Here is an 18,639-nt window from a genome sequence, read left to right as displayed (position 1 = left end):
CGCGAGTCACCATCGGCGACGGGCAGGATCAGTGCTGCACGGGAGGCGGAGGCGAACAACACAAGGACGGTGGCGACAATTATGCTCCCCGCCCGGCGTGACGAACTTCTCCGAAGCGCGGTGGTCAACATCGTCCAGGGCTTGCCGGCCTGGCCGTATGGGCTGGCCGAAAGGTTTCGTCCGCGCACAGCACGGCTTGTCCTGACCAGAAATCGTTGAACCCCAACCTATCGCCATGACGCTGCACGCCCGACTCGCTTCGCTGCTGCTCGCCTGCGCTTTCGCGCTGCCGGCGGCAGCGATCGAATTCAGCCGCAAGCCGCAGGCCGGCAGCGCCGATGCGCTGCTGTCGGCCGATGCCGCGTTCAGGCTGGTGTCGGTGATCCGTGACAAGGACGCGATCCTGGTCAACTGGTTGATCGAACCGGGTTATTACCTGTATCGGCAGCGGATTGCCGTCGAAGCGGTCGAGGCCGGCGTCAGCCTTGGCAAGCCAGAGTTGCCGAAAGGAATTGCCGAGCATGACGAGCATTTCGGCGATGTCGAAATCTACAAATCCGCCGTCGAACTGCGCCTGCCGCTGAAGGCCGGCGCGCCGGTGCCGACCCAATTGCGCCTGCGCTGGCAAGGCTGCGCCGAAGCGGGCGTCTGCTATCCGCCGGTGAGCCGCGTCGTCGCGGTCAGCCCCGCTTCCTGATCGAACCCTTCGAGAATCCCCTAATTCCATGTCGAAACTGAGCACCGCCCTGGTCATCGGCGCCTGCCTGCTGGCCGCAGCCGGCGGTTACGCACTGAGCCAGTTCCAGCACGGCGGCGAAGAGCATGCGCATGGCGACACTCCGTCGACGCAAAAGCCCGGCACCACGGCAGCCGCGCCCAGCGAAAGCCTGCCGGCCGGTATCGCGCTCAGCGATCTCGAAGGCCACCAGTATTCGCTCGACGACTACAAGGGCAAGTTGATGATCGTCAACTTCTGGGCGACCTGGTGCGGGCCCTGCCTGAACGAGATTCCGATCCTGGTGAAGATGCAGGAACGCTATGGCGCAAAAGGCTTCCAGCTGATCGGCCCGGCAGTGGATGACGTCGAAGAAGCGCGCCGCGCAGCACCCGGACTGAAGTTCAATTACCCGGTTGCCGTCGGTACGCCGGAAGACATGCTCGAGCTGATGTCAACGCTCGGCAACGATCAGGGCGGCCTGCCGTTTTCGGTGGTCATCGCCCCGGATGGCCGGATCATCGAGCGCCAGCTCGGCGAGTATTCGGAAGTCGAACTGGCCGGCCTGATCGAGAAGTACCTGCCCCATTGAGGCCGGCTTGAACGAGGCCTTTCGGAACAGTCGTTTTCGCCGATCTGCCCCCAACGTCGACTGATCGGCGGCCATCGTCGCGTATTTCGGCCGGCTGTTTGCTTTCTTGTTTGTCTGGAACTCAGGCTTCGTGCAGAATCGCGGCTCTTGTTGTTGACGAGCCTCGTGCGTGAGTCGACTGCTGCTCCTGAACGGCCCCAATCTGAACCTGCTCGGTACCCGCGAGCCGGGGATCTATGGGGCAGCGAGCTTGGCTGACATCGAATCCAGCCTGACTCGCCGCGCTGCTGAACTGGGCCACGAGCTGGCCTGCTTCCAGCGCAACCAGGAAGGCCTGCTGATCGACCGCATCCACGCCGCGAAAGCCGAAGGCGTTGCGTTCATCATCGCCAACCTCGGCGCTTTCACCCATACCTCGATCGCCTTGCGCGACGCGCTGCTCGGGGTGGCAATTCCTTTCGTCGAAGTGCACCTGTCGAACGTGCACGCCCGCGAAGCGTTCCGGCATCACTCGTATTTTTCCGACATCGCGGCGGGGGTGATCGTGGGCCTGGGGCCCATCGGTTACGACCTCGCCCTGCAAGCCGTCCACGCGCGGCTGGCATCACACCACTGAATGGGGAGCAAGAACACCATGGATTTGCGCAAGATCAAGACGCTGATCGACCTCGTCGAGGAATCGGGCATTGCCGAGCTCGAAGTCAAGGAGGGTGAGGAATCGGTTCGCATCTCGCGTTATCCGACCGGCGGCATGCAGCAGATGCCGCAGTACTACGCGCCGCCACAGATGGCGATGCCGGCGCCGAGCGCCTCGTCCGGCGTGGCCGCCGCACCGATCGCTGCGGCGCCCGCTGCTGCCGAAGCTCCGGCCGCACCGCCTGCGAAGGTTTCCGAGAATCGCCACGTGGTCAAGGCGCCGATGGTCGGCACTTTCTACCGCACGCCGTCGCCGGGCGCGAAGGCGTTTGTCGAAGTCGGCCAGACGGTCAAGGCCGGCCAGACGCTGTGCATCATCGAAGCGATGAAGATGCTCAACCAGATCGAGAGCGACAAGAGCGGCGTCGTCGTCGAGATCCTTGTCGACAACGAGAAGCCGGTCGAATTCGACCAGCCGATGTTCATAATCGAGTGAACATCCTGTCCAAGACCGGGCCATCCATGGCCCGGACTACTCAGTAAAAAAAGCGCTCATGTTCAATAAAATCCTGATCGCCAACCGAGGCGAAATCGCGCTGCGCATCCTGCGCGCCTGTCGCGAACTCGGCATCAAGACGGTCGCCGTGCATTCCACGGCCGATCGCGACCTGAAGCACGTCCGACTGGCCGACGAAACCGTCTGCATCGGTCCGCCTGCGGCGACCTCGAGCTACCTGAACATGGCGGCGATCATCTCGGCCGCCGAGGTGACCCAGGCCGACGCGATCCATCCCGGCTACGGCTTCCTGAGCGAGAACGCCGACTTCGCCGAAAGCGTCGAACGCAGCGGCTTCGTGTTCATCGGCCCGCGTTCGGAAACCATTCGCCTGATGGGCGGCAAGACCACGGCGAAGGCGGAAATGATCTCCGCCGGCGTGCCCTGCGTGCCCGGCTCAGACGGCATCCTGCCGGACGACGAGCACGAGTGCCTGGCGATCGCCGAGAAGGTCGGTTATCCGGTATTGATCAAGGCAGCCTTCGGTGGTGGCGGCCGCGGCATGCACGTGGTGCGCAAGCCGGCTGATCTGATCGGCTCGATCAAGATCGCTCGCCAGGAAGCGCTGCAGGCGTTCAAGGACGGCTCGGTGTTTCTCGAAAAATACCTCGAAGTGCCGCGCCATATCGAAATCCAGGTGCTGGCCGACGAGCATGGCAATGCCGTGTTCCTGGGCGAACGCGACTGCTCGATGCAGCGCCGCAACCAGAAGGTCATCGAGGAAGCGACCGCTCCCGGCATCAGCCCCGAGCAGCGCGCCGAGATCGGCAAGCTGTGCACCGACGCCTGCAAGCGCATCGGCTACCGCGGCGCCGGCACCATGGAGTTCCTCTACGAAGGCGGCCGCTTCTACTTCATCGAGATGAACACCCGCATCCAGGTCGAACATCCGGTGACCGAGATGATCACCGGCGTCGATCTGATCGTGCAGCAGATCCGGGTCGCTGCCGGCGAGCCGCTGCCGTTCAAGCAGGAAGACATCAAGATCACCGGCCATGCGATCGAGTGCCGCATCAACGCCGAAGACCCGTTCAAGTTCACGCCGAGCCCGGGCATCGTTGCGAAGTGGCATACGCCCGGCGGCCCGGGTGTGCGCATGGACAGCCACGTCTACGCCGGCTACCGCGTGCCGCCGAACTACGATTCGATGATCGGCAAGCTGATCGTCCATGGTCCGACGCGCGAAAGTGCGATCGCCCGCATGCGCACCGCGCTCGACGAGATGATCGTCGAAGGCATCGTCACCAACATCCCGCTGCAGCAGATGATCCTCAACGATCCAACCTTCTGCGCCGGCACGCATCACATCCACTACCTGGCGTCGATGCTCGACAAGGCGGCGGGCGGCACCGGCGACGCGCACTAAGGTGTCGACCTGGATCGAACTCGCGGTCGCGAGTCATTACCCCGAGTTCGCCGAAGAAATCTTCACCGCCTGCGGCGCGCTGTCGGTGACCATGACCGACGCCGCCGACGTTCCGGTACTCGAGCCGCTGCCCGGCGAAACACCGCTGTGGCCGGCGACGATCACCAAGGGTCTGTTCACGGCCGGCACCGATCTCGACGTGGTGCGTGCTGCCCTCGCCGAGCAGTTGCCAGATGGCGACAGCGCCAAGACCGAAATCCTGACCGTCGAAGATCGTGACTGGGTACGCGCCTGGCTCGATCACGCCGAAGCCATGCAGTTCGGCGAGCGGCTGTGGATCTGCCCGACTGGCCGGGAAGTCACGGCCTCCGACGCGATCATCGTCCATCTCGACCCCGGCCTCGCCTTCGGCACCGGCACCCATCCCAGCACCTCGATGTGCCTCGACTGGCTGTCGCTGAACGAAGTCGCCGGCAAGACCGTGCTCGACTACGGCTGCGGCTCCGGCGTGCTGGCGATCGCCGCGCTGAAGCTCGACGCCGTATCGGCGCTGGCGATCGACATCGACCCGCAGGCGATCACCGCGACGCTCGACAACGCCAACACCAATCAGGTTGCCGAGCGCATCACCTGCGCCGGCATCGAGCATGTGCTGGTCGAGCAGTACGACATCGTGCTCGCCAACATCCTGGCCCGGCCGCTGATCGAACTGGCGCCGAAGCTGGCAGCCGCGACCCGATCCGGCGGCCGTATCGTGCTCGCCGGTCTGCTCGAACGGCAGGCCGAGGAAGTGCGCGCAGCCTATGCGCCGTGGTTCGACTTCGAGAAGGATGGCCAGCGCGACGGCTGGAATCGCATCAGCGGCACGCGTCTCGCCGCTCAACGAACGCCGTAATGTGACGAACGGGGCTACCGACGAACGGGGCCCGTCGGTATCATCCCCGTCCCCTTTGTGAACAAACGATGACGCCGTCGTGACGGCCATCGCGGCCGAGCGTCATGTCCTCGAACAAACCCCAAGACGTCGATACCCAGACGCTCCCGCCGAAGCCGCTCTGCACCTCGGTCGCCGAGTGCATGGACGCGTACTTCCGCACCTTGAACGGTCATGCGCCGAAGTCGCTGAACCTCTATGACACCGTGCTGGAACAGGTCGAGCCGCCGCTGCTGCGCGCCACCCTCGATTACTGCGACGGCAACCAGTCGCGTGCTGCCGAACTGCTGGGCCTGAATCGCGCCACGCTGCGCAAGAAGCTGAGCCAGTACAACATCAGCACCCGCTGAAACTCCCACCGTTTCCTGCGGCCCGTCCGGTCGCGCCTGCCTGAAGGTTGTGCTCCATGCTGATCCCGCGTCGCGCCCTGCTGTCCGTCTCCGACAAGTCCGGCATCGTCGAACTCGCGACCGCCCTCGCCGCTCGCGGTATCGAGCTGCTGTCGACCGGTGGCACCTTCAAGTTGCTGCGCGACCAGGGCGTGGCGGTCACCGAAGTGTCGGCCCATACCGGCTTCCCGGAAATGATGGATGGCCGGGTCAAGACCCTGCATCCGAAGATCCATGGCGGCCTGCTCGGCCGGCGCGGCACCGACGATGCGGTGATGGCCGAACACGGCATCGCTCCGATCGATATCCTGGTGCTGAACCTCTATCCGTTCTCGACGACCGTCGCCAAGCCTGGCCACACGTTCGACGAAGCGATCGAGAACATCGACATCGGAGGCCCGGCGATGCTGCGCTCGGCGGCAAAGAATCATGCCGACGTCGCCGTCGTCACCAAGCCGGCGCAGTACGCCGGCCTGCTCGAAGAACTGGCCAAGGACGGCGGCATCAGCAAGGCGACGCGCTTCAAGCTCGCAGTCGCCGCGTTCAACGGCGTGGCCGCCTACGACGCCGCGATCAGCGACTATCTGTCGGCGATCCAGCCCGATGGCAGCCGCGCGGAATTCCCGGCGCAGGCCAATGGCTGCTTCGAGAAGGTGATGGACCTGCGCTACGGCGAGAATCCGCATCAGCAGGCCGCGTTCTATCGCGACCTGTATCCGGCGGCGGGCACGCTCGCGACCTTCCAGCAACTGCAGGGCAAGGAGCTGAGCTACAACAACATCGCCGACGCCGATGCAGCCTGGGAATGCGTGCGCAGCTTCGTCAAGCCGGCCTGCGTGATCGTCAAGCACGCCAATCCCTGCGGTGTCGCGGTCAGCCTGGACGGTATCGGCAAGGCCTACGAACTCGCTTACCAGACCGATCCGACTTCAGCCTTCGGCGGCATCATCGCCTTCAACCGCGAAGTCGATGCGGCGACCGCCGCCAGCATCGTCGGCCGCCAGTTCGTCGAAGTGCTGCTCGCCTACGGCTACACGCCGGAAGCGCTCGAGGTGCTGAAAGCCAAGGCCAATGTCCGCGTGCTAGTGATTCCGCAAGGCGACGGCCGCAACAGCCATGACACCAAGCGGGTCGGCTCCGGCCTGCTGATCCAGACCGCCGACAACCGGATGATCACCGAAGCCGAGCTGAAGGTCGTCACCAAGCGCGCGCCGACCGAAGCCGAGCTGCACGATCTGATCTTCGCCTGGAAGGTCGCCAAGTTCGTGAAGTCCAACGCCATCGTCTACGCGAAGAATCGCCAGACCATCGGCGTCGGCGCCGGTCAGATGAGCCGCGTCTACTCGGCGAAGATCGCCGGCATCAAGGCCGCCGACGAGAAGCTGGTGGTCGCCGGTTCGGTGATGGCCAGCGATGCCTTCTTCCCGTTCCGTGACGGCATCGATGCCGCCGCAGCAGCCGGTATCGTCGCGGTGATCCAGCCGGGTGGCTCGATGCGCGATAACGAAGTGATCGCCGCGGCCGACGAAGCCGGTATGGCGATGGTGTTCACCGGGGTTCGTCACTTCCGGCATTGAGGTCTGTTCACCTAAATGACCCAGCGCCTGACCGACTGCGAGGCTTGTGTCGACGCGATTCTCGCGCGGCTCGGCAAGCGCATCGTGCTCGGTGCGCCGCTCGGCATCGGCAAGCCGAACGCCTTGCTCAATGCGCTGTTCCGGCGCGCGAAGCAGGACACTTCGATCTCGCTCGACATCATCACGGCGCTGTCGCTGAATCCGCCGCAGGGCAAGTCGGAACTCGAAGAGCGTTTCCTCGCGCCGGTGCGCGAACGGGTCTGGCCGAACTATCCGCGCCTCGAATATCTCGACGCCGTCGATGCCCGCGCCTTGCCACCGAACATCCGGGTAATCGAGTTCTACCTGCGCGCAGCCAGCCAGCTCGGCAATCCGATCGCGCAGCAGGATTACATCAGCACCAATTACACGCAGGTGGCGCGCGACATGCTCGTGCGCGGCGCCAATCTGCTGGTCCAGGCGATCGCCCTGCGCGTCGACGGCGATGGCCGGCAGCGCCTGAGCCTGTCCGGCAATCCGGACGTGACCTTGCCGCTGCTGCGCGGGCTTGAAGCTGGCCCGAAGAACTGGCTGGCCGTCGGCCAGATCAATCGCCAGCTGCCCTGGTTCGGCCATAACGCGGAAATCGCCGAGAGCCGTTTCGATCTGCTGCTCGATGACCCCGCGCTCGATCACGCGCCGTTCGCGGTGCCGCACGAACCGGTCGGCACTGCCGAGTGGGCGATCGGCCTGCGCGCGAGTGCCCTGGTGGCTGACGGCGGCACCTTGCAGGTCGGCATCGGCGCGCTCGGCGATGCAGCCTGTCACTCCTTGCGTCTGCGTGAGCGCGACAACGACCGCTATCAAGGCGCGCTGAGCGCGATCGGCCGCAGCCCGATGATCGCCAGCGTCGGCGGCGACGGACGCTTCGAACGCGGCCTCTACGTCGCCAGCGAGCTGATCTCTAATCCGCTGTTCGCCCTGTTCGAGGACGGCATCGTGCGCCGCCGCGTGTTCGAGGACGAGGTGCTGCAAACCACGATCAACGACGGCAGCGCTGCGGAACCCGCAACCGGCGGCACCGCGCTGCAGGGCGCGTTCTTCATCGGCCCGGGCGATTTCTACCGGCGCCTGCGGGCTTTGGACGAGGAGCGCCGCGACCTGGTCGACATGACCGGCGTCGATGAAGTCAACGCGGTCTACAAGACCTGGTCGCTGGAACGTGCCCAGCGCCGCCATGCGCGCTTCATCAACATCACGATGAAGGTCACGCTGCTTGGCGCGGCGATTTCCGATCAGCTCGGCAATGGTCAGGTGGTGTCCGGTGTCGGCGGCCAGCACGATTTCGTCGCGATGTCGCACCAGCTGCCCGAAGCGCGCTCGATCCTGCTGCTGAAGTCGGTGCGCGGGGGCAGCGACGGCAAGCCGCTGGAATCGAATCTGGTCTGGGAATTCCCGCACGCGACCATCGCCCGCCACGAGCGCGACATCGTCATCACCGAATACGGCGTTGCCGACCTGCGCGGCAAGACCGACCGCGAATGCATCGAAGCCCTGCTGGCGATTGCCGACAGCCGCCTGCAGGAGAAATTGGCAGAGCAGGCCCAGCGCGCCGGCAAGCTGCCGCGCAGCTATCAGGTCCCCGAAGCCAGCCGGCAGAACCTGCCGCAACATCTCGCCGCGGCGCTGGCCCCGTTCCAGACATCCGGCCTGCTGCCGAAGCTGCCATTCGGCAATGATCTGACCGATGCCGAACTGGCACTGGCCGCAAGGCTCGGCAAGCTCAAGACCGCCGCTTCGACCTGGAAAGGACGCGCGCAATTGCTGGTCGCCTTCCTGGCACCGGCCGATGCCGAGCAGGCCGAGGTCGCCGCAGCCTTGAAACATCTGCAATTGAGCGCGCCGGCTTCAGGCAAGGAACAACGACTCGCTCGACTGGTACGCGCCGCCTGGCGCTTGTAGCTGTCTAGGTCTTCCGGTTCAGCGACCCGAACGGGATGTGCACGCAGGGCAGCGCGTCAGCAGCCGGGGTGAGATGGCTTTGCTGGTCGTCGAAGAAGATGTGCGGCCTGAGTATTTCGAGGACGCGGCGCTTCTCGACGCCGCCGAGGAAGAAGGCCTCGTTGACGACCACGTCCCAGTTTCTCATCGTGGTGATCACCCGCTCGTGCGCCGGCGCATTGCGCGCCGTGACGATGGCGACGCGCAGCTTGCGCACATAGCCGCGATCGTCCATCACCTTCTGTTCTTCCAGCGCCTGGATCTTGCGCAGCTTGTGCAGGAACGGCGCCAGCGGGCCGGGGCTCAGAGGAATGCCGGCGTTGCGCTGCTCGTGCTCGTGGAAGCCGACGAGGCCGCTGGCCTGGAAGACGGCTTCCGATTGATCGTCGGCGAGCACACCGTCGAAATCGAAGGCGATGCGCAGTTCGTCGTCACCCTCCTCGTCGACGAAACTCGAATCGAGCACTTGACCCGCCGCATGGCCAGCGGCGTTGGCATCGCGGACATCGATCTCGTTTGCCGACAGGAACAGGCTGATGCTCAGCGCATCGATGAAACGGTGCGGCGAACGCCCTTGCAGGAATACCGCGCGGCTGATGCCGAGGCCGTGGGACTTGATCGAGTCCATGACCCGCAGGCCGGTGTCGGGATCGTTCTTCGACAGCAGGATGACCTCGACCAGCGGATCGTCCTTGGGGCTCAGATCATTAAGCGACAGCAGTCGCTTGATGAACGGAAAGGCAACGCCCGGCGCCAGGGTCTGGGTGCGATTTTCCAGCTGATAGGCGCGATAGGCCGCTTCGCCTTCCCTGCGGAAAACCTGGTCGGCCTCGCCGAGATCGAACAGCGCGCTGGAAGCCAGGCCGATGACCAGGCGGGTATCGAGTTCGTAGGACATCAACGATCCGGAAGAGCGGGACAGCGGGCCGGGCAAGCAAGGTCTTGAAGCTTGCCAGCGATCCCCCGAATCGTATTCGATCGGCTGCGCCGCTACTTCCGTTCGACGCGGATATCGCCGCTGAAACTCGACAGCTCGATGCGCGCGCCGCGGCCATCGCCCCAGACGTACTCGCGCTTCTTGCTGCTGTGGTTCTCGACTGTGGTCGCGCCTTCGCAGTGGACATCGCCGCTGAAGCTTTTCAGCAGCGCGGTGCCGGACAGAGCTTGCGGCACGATCATGGTGATCTCGCCGGACAAGGTCTGGCCGCCGACCTGGGCGCTGTCAGTGAGCGCGACATCAAGGCGCAGGTCACCGCTGACCGACTTCAGCTTCAGATCCGAAAACTTGCCGCCGCGCCGCAACTCGATGTTGCCGGAGACGGTTTCCAGACTCAGTTGACCGCTGAGGCCTTCGAGATCGAGATCGCCGCTGATGCTGTTCAGGCGGGTGTTGGTCGACGGCGCCTTCAGCTTCACGTCGCCGCTGACGGTCTGTACCGACACTTCGCTGGAAGCGAGCGCCAAGGCGATATCACCGCTGACCGTGTTGACCTTGACTGGCCCCTTGCTGCCGTTGACGACGACATCGGCGCTGACCGTTTCCAGCTCGACCCGGGCATTGGTCGGCACCCGCAGTTCGAGGACGGTGTCGTGCCCATTGCGGCTCTTCTTCGGCAGCCGCACGACCAGGTTCAGTTCGTTGGAGTCGCCGCTGATCTCGAGCTTGTCGTCACTGCTGCCGAGCCGGCCGCCGATGCTGACTTCGTTGCGGTCCCAGGTAGTGACTTCGATGATGCCGGCGACGTTGTTGACCGACACCCGGCCGTTCGATTTCAGGCCACGGGTTTCGTCGATGACCGGGCCACTGGAATCGCTGCTGTAGCGCTCGGCATAGCGCGCCGAAGCGCTGCTGGCATCGGCTTTGGCTGCGGCGATCATCGCGTCGAGACGATCAGAGTCGGCCAGATGCTTGAGTTCGTCGAGATGTTCCAGCGCTTCCAGTTCGGCCAGCTTGCCGAGTTCCTGAAGGCCTTCGAGGCTTTGCATCACTTCGCGCTCGATATGGCCTTGCAGCTCGCTGCTGAACGGCGTCGCATCGGCAGCCGGAGCACCGGGCGCGGCAGCGCGAACTGCTCCGGCGGCGAACAGAAGTACGGCGGCCAGAATCATGATCGGAAGGGCGATCGGGGGAGCTGCAAGCCCGACCCGGGGCAGCGTGGAATACGACATGACGGGGTTCCTCGAATTCATGGATTCGACGCCAGTTCGGCGCTCAGATGGCGTTGCTGCGCGTTCGCGGAATCGAGCAGGCTCTTCAGGTAGGCGGCATCGTCCGGGTCGTCGGCAAGCGCGCGCTGGATCTGCGTTTCAGCACTCTGGACGATCTTCAGATTGGCGCGCATCAGCGCCCGGGTTTCGCGCGAAATCGGCCGATAGCTGGCGGTCCGCAGTTCGGCGTCATGGCCGTTGCCGAGGGTTGCCGCCAGCACTTCGGCGGACGGCCGCAAAGGTGCCTTGTTGCTGGCCACGCCTGCCGCCGCAGAACTGGCCGGCCCGTGATTGATGACCATGCTGAAAGCGGCGACCAGGCAGGCCGCGAGCGCAGTGCCAGCCGCCAGCCAGCGCCGATGCGGCACCGTGCCACTGCGGCGTACGCGGATGCGGCCGTCGATGGCCGGCCACAGATCGCGGCTCGGGGCCTGATCGGTCGCCAGTGCTTTCAGCGCCTGCTGCATTTCGGCCGGCAGCTCGCAATGCTCGCGCTCGGCGGGGTCGGCAATCCGGGCTTCGATGAAGGACCACAGATCGGCGCTCGGCGCCTGATCGCGACGCAAGGTCGACAAGGCTTCGCGGAGCGCCGGTGGCAGCTCGTTGCCGTCGTCGGCAGCGGTTGGAAGATCGCGGGGTTCGTTCATGACAGCATCGCCTGCAGCAACCGGCGGGCCCGGTGCAGCTGCGCCTTGGAGGTGCCGATGGCGATGCCGGTCAGCGCACTGATCTCGTCATGCTGGTAGCCCTCGATGTCGTGCAGCATCAGCACCGTTCTCGCCCCCTTGGGCAGCTTGGCCAGCGCCCGTTCCAGATCGATGCGGCTGCCGATGTCTTCCTGACGCAGCGGCTCGATGGCATCCATGCCGTCGACGCCGTCCTGGCCATCGACACCGGACTGCACCTCGTCCTCGAAAGTCACCCAGCGGCGCAGCAGGCGGTGTTCGCCTAGCACCACGTTGACGGTCAGCCGGTGCATCCAGGTGCTGAAGCGGCTTTCGCCCCGGAAGCTGGAAAGCTTTTCCCAGGCGCGGACGAAGGCGTCCTGGGTGGCTTGCTCGGCGCGTGAGGAATCGCCGTGGCAGAGGCGCAGGCAAAGCCCGTAGATGCGATCGACATTGTGGCGATAGAGCTGCTCGAACGCACGCGAATCGCCGCTGGCCGCGCGGCGCGCCAGCACGTGATCTTCGGGCTCGGCTTGCGGAACAGGCGTCGTGGCCGGCAAGGCGGCCTCCATCGTCAGGTTGAGGATTGCGGTAGTCATTGACGCTCTGATGCGCCGCGTCGCCGCAGGGTTTGAACCGCCTCCGCGCCGAACCGCGCCGCTGCCGCGATAATACGAGCGTTCACTGCTCGCGGCCGGGTTCTGCCCGGCATCTTTCTCCCCGGGGTTCCCATGTCCGTCACGCATCAGCTGAAAGTGGTCAGTTCCGTCCTAGCATCCAGCGCCCGTGGCTGGCGCGGCAGCCTGTCGTTCCGGCCGACCACGCGGCAACCCGAGCAGTTGCTGAAGCTTTACGAATACGAGGCCAGCCCGTTCTGCCGCTTCGTCCGCGAAGCACTGAGCGAGATGGATCTCGATGCGCTGATCCTGCCCTGCCCGCAGGGCGGCACACGCTTCCGGCCGGAGGCGGTTTCCTTGAGCGGCAAGTCGCTGTTTCCGTTCCTCGTCGATCCGAACACAGGGCGCTCGATGCTGGAGTCCGCCGACATCGTCGACTACCTGGGCGAAACCTACGGCGGCCAGCTACGCGCACCACGTGGCGTGCGCCGCGGTGGCGCGATCGTCGCATCGGCACTCGCCTCCACCTTTCGCGCCGTGCCGACCGTGCGCGGCGTGAAAGCCGCGGCTTCGCGAGCGCCGGCCGAGCCGCTGGAGCTGTTCAGCTTCGAATCCAGCCCGTACTCGCGCCTGGTGCGCGAACGGCTATGCGAACTGGAACTGCCCTACGTGCTGCGCAGCACGGCCAAGGCGCGCTGGGAAGACGTCGGCCCGCCGTGGATCCGCGCGAGGTACTTCCCGACCCTGCCGGTGGAAGGCCGCAACCGCCTGCGCCTGCTGGAACTCGAAGGCAAGGTACAGGTGCCGTATCTGATCGATCCGAACACCGGCGTGTCGATGTTCGAATCGGAAGAAATCCTCAAGTATCTCGACGCGACTTACGCGGCCTGATCTCTTGATGAGCCCGGCCGAGCTGTTCGCGACGATCGCCCTCGCCCACGCGCTGGCAGTCGCCAGCCCGGGGCCGGATCTCGCCGTGGTCACCCGGCAGACCCTGGCGCACGGTCGGCGCGCCGGCGTGCTGACGGCGCTCGGCGTCGCCGCCGGCATCAGCTTCCATGTCGCCTACGGCATGTTCGGCCTCGGTTGGGCGATCGAGCGTTTTCCCGCGCTGCTGACGGTGCTGAAGCTGGTCGGCGCCAGCCTGCTGCTGTGGATCGGCTGGGGTGCCATTCGTGCGCAGCCGGCCGCCGATGCCGCACCGGTCACCGTCAGCGGCAAGGCTGCCCAGCGCGATTTCGGCATCGGTCTGGCGACCAATCTGCTCAACGTCAAGGCGATGCTGTTCTTCGTCGCGCTCTGTTCGGCGGTGATCACCGGCGACACGCCGACCTGGCTGAAGCTGGGTCTGAGCGCCTGGATGATCGTCGCCACCGGCGCCTGGTTCAGCTTCGTTGCCTGGACGCTCGGCCATCCGCGCATCCGCAGCCGCCTGGTGCGCAGCGCGCACTGGATCGATCGGGCGATGGGCGCGATCCTGCTGCTGCTCGGCGCCGGCATGCTGTGGTCGGTACTGCATGGCTGAAACGGGCGACGCGGGATTATCTTTGCTGCATTCCACCCGCCTGTTGAGGACCTCCCCGTGCGTCTTAAACCCACGATCACGCCATCGATGCTCTATCACGACGCCCCGGCCGCCATCGTCTGGCTGGAGCGGGCCTTCGACTTCAAATCGCATCTGGTGGTGCCGGGCGACGCCGGCACCATCGCCCATGCCCAGCTCACTTACGGCAACGGCATGATCATGATCGGTTCGGCGGAAACCTTCGGCTTCCCGGACCTGCTGAAGACGCCGCGCGAAGTCGGCGGCATCGGCACCCAGGAAGTCTGCGTAACGGTCACCGATGCCGACGCGCACCACGCCCGCGCCGTGGCGGCGGGTGCCGTGGTGGTGACGCCGCTGGTCGACAAGGACTACGGCGGACGAGGCTATTCAGCCCGCGATCCGGAAGGCCATGTCTGGCACTTCGGGACTTACGATCCCTGGGCTTGAGCTTGCATCCCTTCCCCCGCACGCGGCTGAAGGAGACAGTCACACCGGCTTCGCGATCGCCCGCCACAACATGTCGAACAGCACATTCGCCTGCTTGGTCAGCGGCTCCTTCTGGCCGCGATGGATGTACATCTGCACCAGGCGGGCGATGACGCCGAAGATGTAGTCGAGCAGGATCTTCTCGTCGACTTCATCATTCAGCACGCCCTTGGCGCGGCCTTCGCCGAGCACGCGGATGAAGGTGCCGAATAACAATGGATTCTGGTAGTTGTCCTGCTTGCGCCAGGTGTTGACGTACACCGAGCTCATGATCAGCTGCGCGACCTTCGGGTTCTTCTCGAAGAAATCCAGCGTCACCCAGAACACCTTGCGGAATTTCTCCTTGAAATCCTCGATGCCCTGCAGGTGGTCGATCATCCGCGTCGCCAGCCGGCCGAGCCAGGTGTCGAGGCAGGAGAACAGCAACGCTTCCTTGCTGCCGTAGTACTTGTAGATCGTCTGCAGGCTGACATTGGCGCCGCGGGCGACCTCGATCAGGCCGACCCGATGGAACTCGCGCTCGGAAAAGATATCGAGCACTGCCTGCTCGATGCGCGCGCGGGTATCTGGATCGAGCAGGGCGCGATCGGCGGTAACGGCAGCATCTTTCATCTCGTCATCTCGGCTTGCCACGGTCTTCAAAGCGGTTTGCCTCGTACTCGCAAGTAATGATCTTTACTAGACCGACGATTCCTGTCGTCTCAGCAGGTTGACCGGCATCATCGTCCTGATTATGCTGCAACCGCGTCATTTGGGGTCGTCGTGCTGTTCATGCCCCAGAAGTTCCTGCCGGTGAAATGCACCATACAAAAGGTTGGAACTGAGCGAATAGTAATTGCGATTACCCAATCGCGCAACCGCCGACCCGACATCGCGCGCCCCGCAGTTCCCAGGACGATCCAACGGAATTCATCACATGAACGAAGCATTCATTTTCGATGCCGTGCGCACGCCGCGCGGCAAGGGCAAGAAGGACGGCAGCCTGCATGAGGTGACGCCGGTGCACCTGCTCGGCAACCTGTTCAACGCGCTGGAAAACCGCAACAGCCTCGACACCTCGCAGGTCGACGACGTGGTGATCGGCTGCGTGACGCCGGTGGGCGAGCAGGGTGCGGATATCGCCCGCACCGCGATCCTGTATTCCGGCTGGGCCGAGAACGTGCCGGGCGTGACCCAGAGCCGTTTCTGCGCGTCGGGTCTGGAATCGGTGAACCTGGCGGCGATGAAGGTGATGTCCGGCCAGGAAGATCTGGTCGTCGCCGGCGGCGTGGAAAGCATGTCGCGCTGGCCGATGGGTTCGGACGGCGGCGCCTGGGCGATGGACCCGCGCATCAACGAGCAGCTCGGCTTCGCGCCGCAGGGCATTGGCGCCGATCTGATCGCGTCGCTGGAAGGCTTCAGCCGTCACGATGTCGATGCCTTCGCCGTGCGCTCACAGCAGCTCGCCGCGAAAGCGCAGGCCGCGGGCCACTTCGCCAAGACCCTGGTGCCGGTGCGTGATCTCAACGGCATGATCGTGCTCGACCATGACGAAACCGTGCGTGGCTCGACCACCACCGACTCGCTGTCCGGCCTCAAGGCCAGCTTCGAGCAGATGGGTGTGATGGGCTTCGACTCGACCGCGCTGCGCAAGTACACGACGCTCGAAAAGATCAACCACGTCCATCACGCCGGCAACTCGTCGGGCATCGTCGATGGCGCCGCGTTGATGCTCATCGGCTCGGAAGCCAAGGGCAAGGCGCTGGGCCTGAAGCCGCGTGCGCGCATCCGGTCGGTGGCGGTGATCGGTTCGGAGCCGACGATCATGCTGACCGGCATCGCGCCGGCCGCCGAAAAGGCGCTGCGCAAGGCCGGCATGAGCATCAAGGACATCGACCTGTTCGAGATCAACGAAGCCTTCGCCGCCGTGGTCATGAAGGCCGTTCGCGCGCTGAACATCGACATGGACAAGGTCAACGTCAACGGCGGCTCGATCGCCATGGGCCATCCGCTGGGCGCCACCGGCTGCATCATCCTCGCCACCCTGCTCGACGAGCTGGAACGACAGGACAAGCAGGTCGGCCTGGCTTCGCTGTGCGTCGGCGCCGGCATGGGCATCGCCACGATCATCGAGCGTATTTGAGTCTCGAAAGCACGCCTTCCAACGAATTCGAAAAAGAGACAAAACATGAGTGCAGTGCAAATGACGGTTGATGCCGATGGCATCGCCACCTTGACGATGGACCTGGTCGACCGGCCGATGAACGTGCTGAACGAAGCCCTGATGGCGCCGTTCGCGGAGTTCATCGCCAAGATCGAAGCCGATACGTCGATCAAGGGCGTGATCCTGACTTCGGCCAAGCGCGAGTTCCTGGCCGGCGCCGACATCGACATGGTCTTCGGCATCACCGATCCGACGCTGGCGTTCGAAGTTGCCGAACGTCTGAAGCAGATGCTGCGTCGCCTGGAACTGTGCGGCCGGCCGGTCGTCGCGGCGCTGAACGGCACCGCGCTGGGCGGTGGTCTGGAAGTGGCGCTGGCCTGTCACTGGCGCGTGGCGATCAATGATCCGAAAGCCAAGTTCGGTCTGCCGGAAGTGAAGCTCGGCCTGCTGCCTGGCGGCGGCGGCACTCAGCGCCTGCCGCGCATGATCGGCATCCAGGCGTCGCTGCCGCTGATGCTCGAAGGCAAGGAGCTGAATGTCGAAGCGGCCAAGCAGCAGGGCATCATCAACGAGCTCGCTGCCGACAAGGCCGAGATGCTGGCCAAGGCCAAGAGCTGGTGTCTCGCCAACCCGAAGCCGGTGCAGCCCTGGGACGACAAGAAGTTCAAGTGGCCGGGCGGCGATGCCCGTCATCCCGCCGTGGTGCAGGTGTTCGCGATCGCGCCGTCGATGGCCGGCGCGAAGACGCAGGGCAACTACCCGGCGGCGACCAACATCATGAGCTGCGTCTACGAAGGCGGCATCGTCGACTTCGAATCCGGCTGCCGCATCGAGTCGCGCTACTTCGCGAACCTCGTGGTGTCGCAGGTCAGCAAGAACATGATCGGAACCCTGTGGTTCCAGCTCAACAGCATCAACAAGGGCAAGAGCCGTCCGGAAGGTTTTCCGAAGTCGAAGGTGCAGAAGCTCGGCATCCTCGGCGCCGGCATGATGGGCGCCGGCATCGCTTACGTCTCGGCCAAGGTCGGCATCGAATGCGTACTGCTTGATTCGACGATCGAAGCCGCCGAGAAGGGCAAGGCCTACTCGGCCGGCCTGCTCGACAAGGCAATCAAGAAGGGCCGCGAAACCCCGGCCGGCAAGGGCGTGTTCCTCGACAAGATCAAGGCGACGACCGACTACGCCGACCTCGCCGGCTGCGATCTGGTGATCGAAGCGGTGTTCGAGGATCGCGCGATCAAGGCCGACGTGACCAAGAAGACCGAGGCGGTGATTCCGGCCACGGCCACCTTTGCGTCCAACACTTCGACCCTGCCAATCACCGGCCTGGCCACCGCCAGCGTCCGGCCGGAACAGTTCATCGGCCTGCACTTCTTCTCGCCGGTCGACAAGATGCCGCTGGTCGAAATCATCATCGGCGAAAAGACCTCGAAAGAGACGCTCGCCAAGGGCTTCGACTACGTGCAGCAGATCAAGAAGACGCCGATCGTGGTCAACGATTCGCGCGGCTTCTACACCAGCCGTTCGTTCGCGACCTACGTGATGGAAGGCATGGCGCTGTTGCAGGAAGGCCAGCATCCGCGTTCGATCGAAATGGCGGGCCTGAAGGCCGGCATGCCGGTGGGTCCGCTGGCGCTGCAGGACGAAGTTTCCCTGAGCCTGTCCGTGCACGTCATGGAGCAGACCAAGAAGGACCTCGCTGCCGAAGGCAAGCCTTATGTCGGCCATCCGTCAGAACCGCTGATCCTGAAGATGTGCAAGGAGCTGAACCGTCCGGGCAAGAAGGCCGGCAAGGGCTTCTACGATTACCCGGAAGCCGGCACCAAGGGCGAGAAGAAGCTGTGGCCCGAACTAACCACGGTTTTCCCGCTCAAAGAGCAGCTGTCGCAGCAGGAGCTCGTCGAGCGGATGATGTTCGCGCAGGCCAACGAGGCGGCGCGCTGCTTCGAGGAGAACGTGGTGATGACGGTGGCAGACGCCAACATCGGTTCGATCTTCGGTTGGGGTTTCGCCCCGCATCAGGGCGGCGCGCTGCAGTACATCAACGCTTACGGTGTGTCGAAGTTCGTGGCCCGTGCCGAAGCCCTCGCGGCTCAATACGGCCCGCGCTTCAAGCCTGCGGCGATCCTCGTGAAGATGGCAGGAGAGGGCAAACGCTTCGAGTAGTTCTGAGCAGTCAGGCGCTGGCCTGAAGCTGGACACCGAAGCCGCGGCGATCGATATCCATCG

At 64.6% G+C, this 18,639-nt stretch carries 19 protein-coding genes; 14 read left to right on the top strand and 5 right to left on the bottom strand.

Annotated features, from left to right (window positions below; genetic code table 11):
• The first annotated feature begins 235 nt into the window (after positions 1-235).
• The 9 genes from G513_RS0117465 to G513_RS0117425 all read left to right on the top strand — a co-directional run bounded on the left by G513_RS0117465 (position 236) and on the right by G513_RS0117425 (position 8,706).
• Positions 236-697 (top strand): protein-disulfide reductase DsbD domain-containing protein, encoded by a 462-nt coding sequence (locus G513_RS0117465; protein WP_022978155.1) that lies wholly within the window; start codon positions 236-238, stop codon positions 695-697.
• A 28-nt stretch (positions 698-725) separates the two neighbouring features.
• On the top strand, positions 726-1,307 hold the full coding sequence (locus G513_RS25145; RefSeq protein ID WP_022978154.1) for a TlpA family protein disulfide reductase: 582 nt from the start codon (positions 726-728) through the stop codon (positions 1,305-1,307).
• Between the two features lie 169 nt (positions 1,308-1,476).
• A complete protein-coding gene (aroQ, locus tag G513_RS0117455; protein WP_022978153.1) occupies positions 1,477-1,923 on the top strand; it encodes a type II 3-dehydroquinate dehydratase in 447 nt (148 codons plus the stop codon).
• 18 nt (positions 1,924-1,941) lie between these two features.
• Positions 1,942-2,439 (top strand): acetyl-CoA carboxylase biotin carboxyl carrier protein, encoded by a 498-nt coding sequence (gene accB / locus G513_RS0117450; protein ID WP_028475694.1) that lies wholly within the window; start codon positions 1,942-1,944, stop codon positions 2,437-2,439.
• A 58-nt stretch (positions 2,440-2,497) separates the two neighbouring features.
• Positions 2,498-3,865, top strand: a complete 1,368-nt coding sequence (gene accC, locus G513_RS0117445; protein ID WP_022978151.1) for an acetyl-CoA carboxylase biotin carboxylase subunit — start codon at positions 2,498-2,500, stop codon at positions 3,863-3,865.
• A 1-nt stretch (position 3,866) separates the two neighbouring features.
• Positions 3,867-4,760 (top strand): 50S ribosomal protein L11 methyltransferase, encoded by an 894-nt coding sequence (gene prmA, locus G513_RS0117440; RefSeq protein WP_022978150.1) that lies wholly within the window; start codon positions 3,867-3,869, stop codon positions 4,758-4,760.
• Positions 4,761-4,864: 104 nt separating this feature from the next.
• The gene (locus G513_RS0117435) at positions 4,865-5,149 is read left to right on the top strand and encodes a helix-turn-helix domain-containing protein (RefSeq protein WP_022978149.1); all 285 of its coding nucleotides are present in this window, start codon (positions 4,865-4,867) and stop codon (positions 5,147-5,149) included.
• Positions 5,150-5,205: 56 nt separating this feature from the next.
• Positions 5,206-6,765 carry a bifunctional phosphoribosylaminoimidazolecarboxamide formyltransferase/IMP cyclohydrolase gene (gene purH / locus G513_RS0117430; RefSeq protein ID WP_022978148.1) on the top strand — a complete coding sequence of 520 codons (1,560 nt, stop codon included), beginning with the start codon at positions 5,206-5,208 and terminating at the stop codon, positions 6,763-6,765.
• A 15-nt stretch (positions 6,766-6,780) separates the two neighbouring features.
• Positions 6,781-8,706: an acetyl-CoA hydrolase/transferase C-terminal domain-containing protein gene (locus tag G513_RS0117425; RefSeq protein ID WP_022978147.1), complete on the top strand. Its 1,926-nt coding sequence runs from the start codon at positions 6,781-6,783 to the stop codon at positions 8,704-8,706.
• A gap of 4 nt (positions 8,707-8,710) precedes the next feature.
• Here the strand turns inward: G513_RS0117425 and G513_RS0117420 are convergent, their stop codons facing one another.
• From G513_RS0117420 to G513_RS0117405, 4 genes are all read right to left on the bottom strand, one after another.
• Positions 8,711-9,643 (bottom strand): 5'-nucleotidase, encoded by a 933-nt coding sequence (locus tag G513_RS0117420; RefSeq protein WP_022978146.1) that lies wholly within the window; start codon positions 9,641-9,643, stop codon positions 8,711-8,713.
• A gap of 92 nt (positions 9,644-9,735) precedes the next feature.
• Complete coding sequence (locus G513_RS0117415) at positions 9,736-10,914, bottom strand: DUF4097 family beta strand repeat-containing protein (RefSeq protein ID WP_169560690.1); 1,179 nt, start codon at positions 10,912-10,914, stop codon at positions 9,736-9,738.
• 17 nt (positions 10,915-10,931) lie between these two features.
• A complete protein-coding gene (locus G513_RS0117410; RefSeq protein WP_022978144.1) occupies positions 10,932-11,600 on the bottom strand; it encodes a hypothetical protein in 669 nt (222 codons plus the stop codon).
• Positions 11,597-12,217, bottom strand: coding sequence for an RNA polymerase sigma factor (locus tag G513_RS0117405; protein ID WP_022978143.1), 621 nt, complete (start codon positions 12,215-12,217; stop codon positions 11,597-11,599). The genes G513_RS0117410 and G513_RS0117405 overlap by 4 nt, the downstream gene beginning before the upstream one ends.
• Positions 12,218-12,349: 132 nt before the next feature.
• Between G513_RS0117405 and G513_RS0117400 the strand changes: the two genes are divergently transcribed.
• From G513_RS0117400 to G513_RS0117390, 3 genes are all read left to right on the top strand, one after another.
• Positions 12,350-13,126, top strand: a complete 777-nt coding sequence (locus tag G513_RS0117400; protein WP_022978142.1) for a glutathione S-transferase N-terminal domain-containing protein — start codon at positions 12,350-12,352, stop codon at positions 13,124-13,126.
• A gap of 7 nt (positions 13,127-13,133) precedes the next feature.
• Positions 13,134-13,760, top strand: a complete 627-nt coding sequence (locus G513_RS0117395; protein WP_022978141.1) for a LysE family transporter — start codon at positions 13,134-13,136, stop codon at positions 13,758-13,760.
• An 87-nt stretch (positions 13,761-13,847) separates the two neighbouring features.
• Complete coding sequence (locus G513_RS0117390) at positions 13,848-14,228, top strand: VOC family protein (protein WP_051144482.1); 381 nt, start codon at positions 13,848-13,850, stop codon at positions 14,226-14,228.
• 39 nt (positions 14,229-14,267) lie between these two features.
• Here G513_RS0117390 and G513_RS0117385 read toward each other — a convergent pair whose 3' ends face one another.
• Positions 14,268-14,879, bottom strand: coding sequence for a TetR/AcrR family transcriptional regulator (locus G513_RS0117385; RefSeq protein ID WP_022978139.1), 612 nt, complete (start codon positions 14,877-14,879; stop codon positions 14,268-14,270).
• Between the two features lie 304 nt (positions 14,880-15,183).
• On the opposite strand from G513_RS0117385, the gene G513_RS0117380 reads away from it, so the two are divergent.
• Complete coding sequence (locus tag G513_RS0117380) at positions 15,184-16,389, top strand: acetyl-CoA C-acetyltransferase (protein WP_022978138.1); 1,206 nt, start codon at positions 15,184-15,186, stop codon at positions 16,387-16,389.
• Between the two features lie 45 nt (positions 16,390-16,434).
• Positions 16,435-18,576 (top strand): 3-hydroxyacyl-CoA dehydrogenase NAD-binding domain-containing protein, encoded by a 2,142-nt coding sequence (locus G513_RS0117375; protein ID WP_028475690.1) that lies wholly within the window; start codon positions 16,435-16,437, stop codon positions 18,574-18,576.
• The last annotated feature ends 63 nt before the right edge of the window (positions 18,577-18,639 follow it).

The organism is Nevskia ramosa DSM 11499, from assembly GCF_000420645.1.
In the GTDB taxonomy this organism is placed as follows: domain Bacteria; phylum Pseudomonadota; class Gammaproteobacteria; order Nevskiales; family Nevskiaceae; genus Nevskia; species Nevskia ramosa.
The sequence above is the reverse complement of the archived record's forward strand: the minus strand, read 5'-3'. Positions and strand labels throughout refer to the sequence as shown.

Coding starts and splice junctions, on each gene's coding strand:
- G513_RS0117465 (WP_022978155.1), top strand. CDS start 236: ATGACGCTGCACGCCCGACTCGCTTCGCTGCTGCTCGCCTGCGCTTTC.
- G513_RS0117385 (WP_022978139.1), bottom strand. CDS start 14,879: ATGAAAGATGCTGCCGTTACCGCCGATCGCGCCCTGCTCGATCCAGAT.
- accB (WP_028475694.1), top strand. CDS start 1,942: ATGGATTTGCGCAAGATCAAGACGCTGATCGACCTCGTCGAGGAATCG.
- G513_RS0117400 (WP_022978142.1), top strand. CDS start 12,350: ATGTCCGTCACGCATCAGCTGAAAGTGGTCAGTTCCGTCCTAGCATCC.
- G513_RS0117375 (WP_028475690.1), top strand. CDS start 16,435: ATGAGTGCAGTGCAAATGACGGTTGATGCCGATGGCATCGCCACCTTG.
- G513_RS0117410 (WP_022978144.1), bottom strand. CDS start 11,600: ATGAACGAACCCCGCGATCTTCCAACCGCTGCCGACGACGGCAACGAG.
- G513_RS0117435 (WP_022978149.1), top strand. CDS start 4,865: ATGTCCTCGAACAAACCCCAAGACGTCGATACCCAGACGCTCCCGCCG.
- G513_RS0117405 (WP_022978143.1), bottom strand. CDS start 12,217: ATGACTACCGCAATCCTCAACCTGACGATGGAGGCCGCCTTGCCGGCC.
- purH (WP_022978148.1), top strand. CDS start 5,206: ATGCTGATCCCGCGTCGCGCCCTGCTGTCCGTCTCCGACAAGTCCGGC.
- G513_RS0117390 (WP_051144482.1), top strand. CDS start 13,848: ATGCTCTATCACGACGCCCCGGCCGCCATCGTCTGGCTGGAGCGGGCC.
- G513_RS0117380 (WP_022978138.1), top strand. CDS start 15,184: ATGAACGAAGCATTCATTTTCGATGCCGTGCGCACGCCGCGCGGCAAG.
- G513_RS0117420 (WP_022978146.1), bottom strand. CDS start 9,643: ATGTCCTACGAACTCGATACCCGCCTGGTCATCGGCCTGGCTTCCAGC.
- G513_RS0117415 (WP_169560690.1), bottom strand. CDS start 10,914: ATGTCGTATTCCACGCTGCCCCGGGTCGGGCTTGCAGCTCCCCCGATC.
- G513_RS25145 (WP_022978154.1), top strand. CDS start 726: ATGTCGAAACTGAGCACCGCCCTGGTCATCGGCGCCTGCCTGCTGGCC.
- G513_RS0117425 (WP_022978147.1), top strand. CDS start 6,781: ATGACCCAGCGCCTGACCGACTGCGAGGCTTGTGTCGACGCGATTCTC.
- G513_RS0117395 (WP_022978141.1), top strand. CDS start 13,134: ATGAGCCCGGCCGAGCTGTTCGCGACGATCGCCCTCGCCCACGCGCTG.
- accC (WP_022978151.1), top strand. CDS start 2,498: ATGTTCAATAAAATCCTGATCGCCAACCGAGGCGAAATCGCGCTGCGC.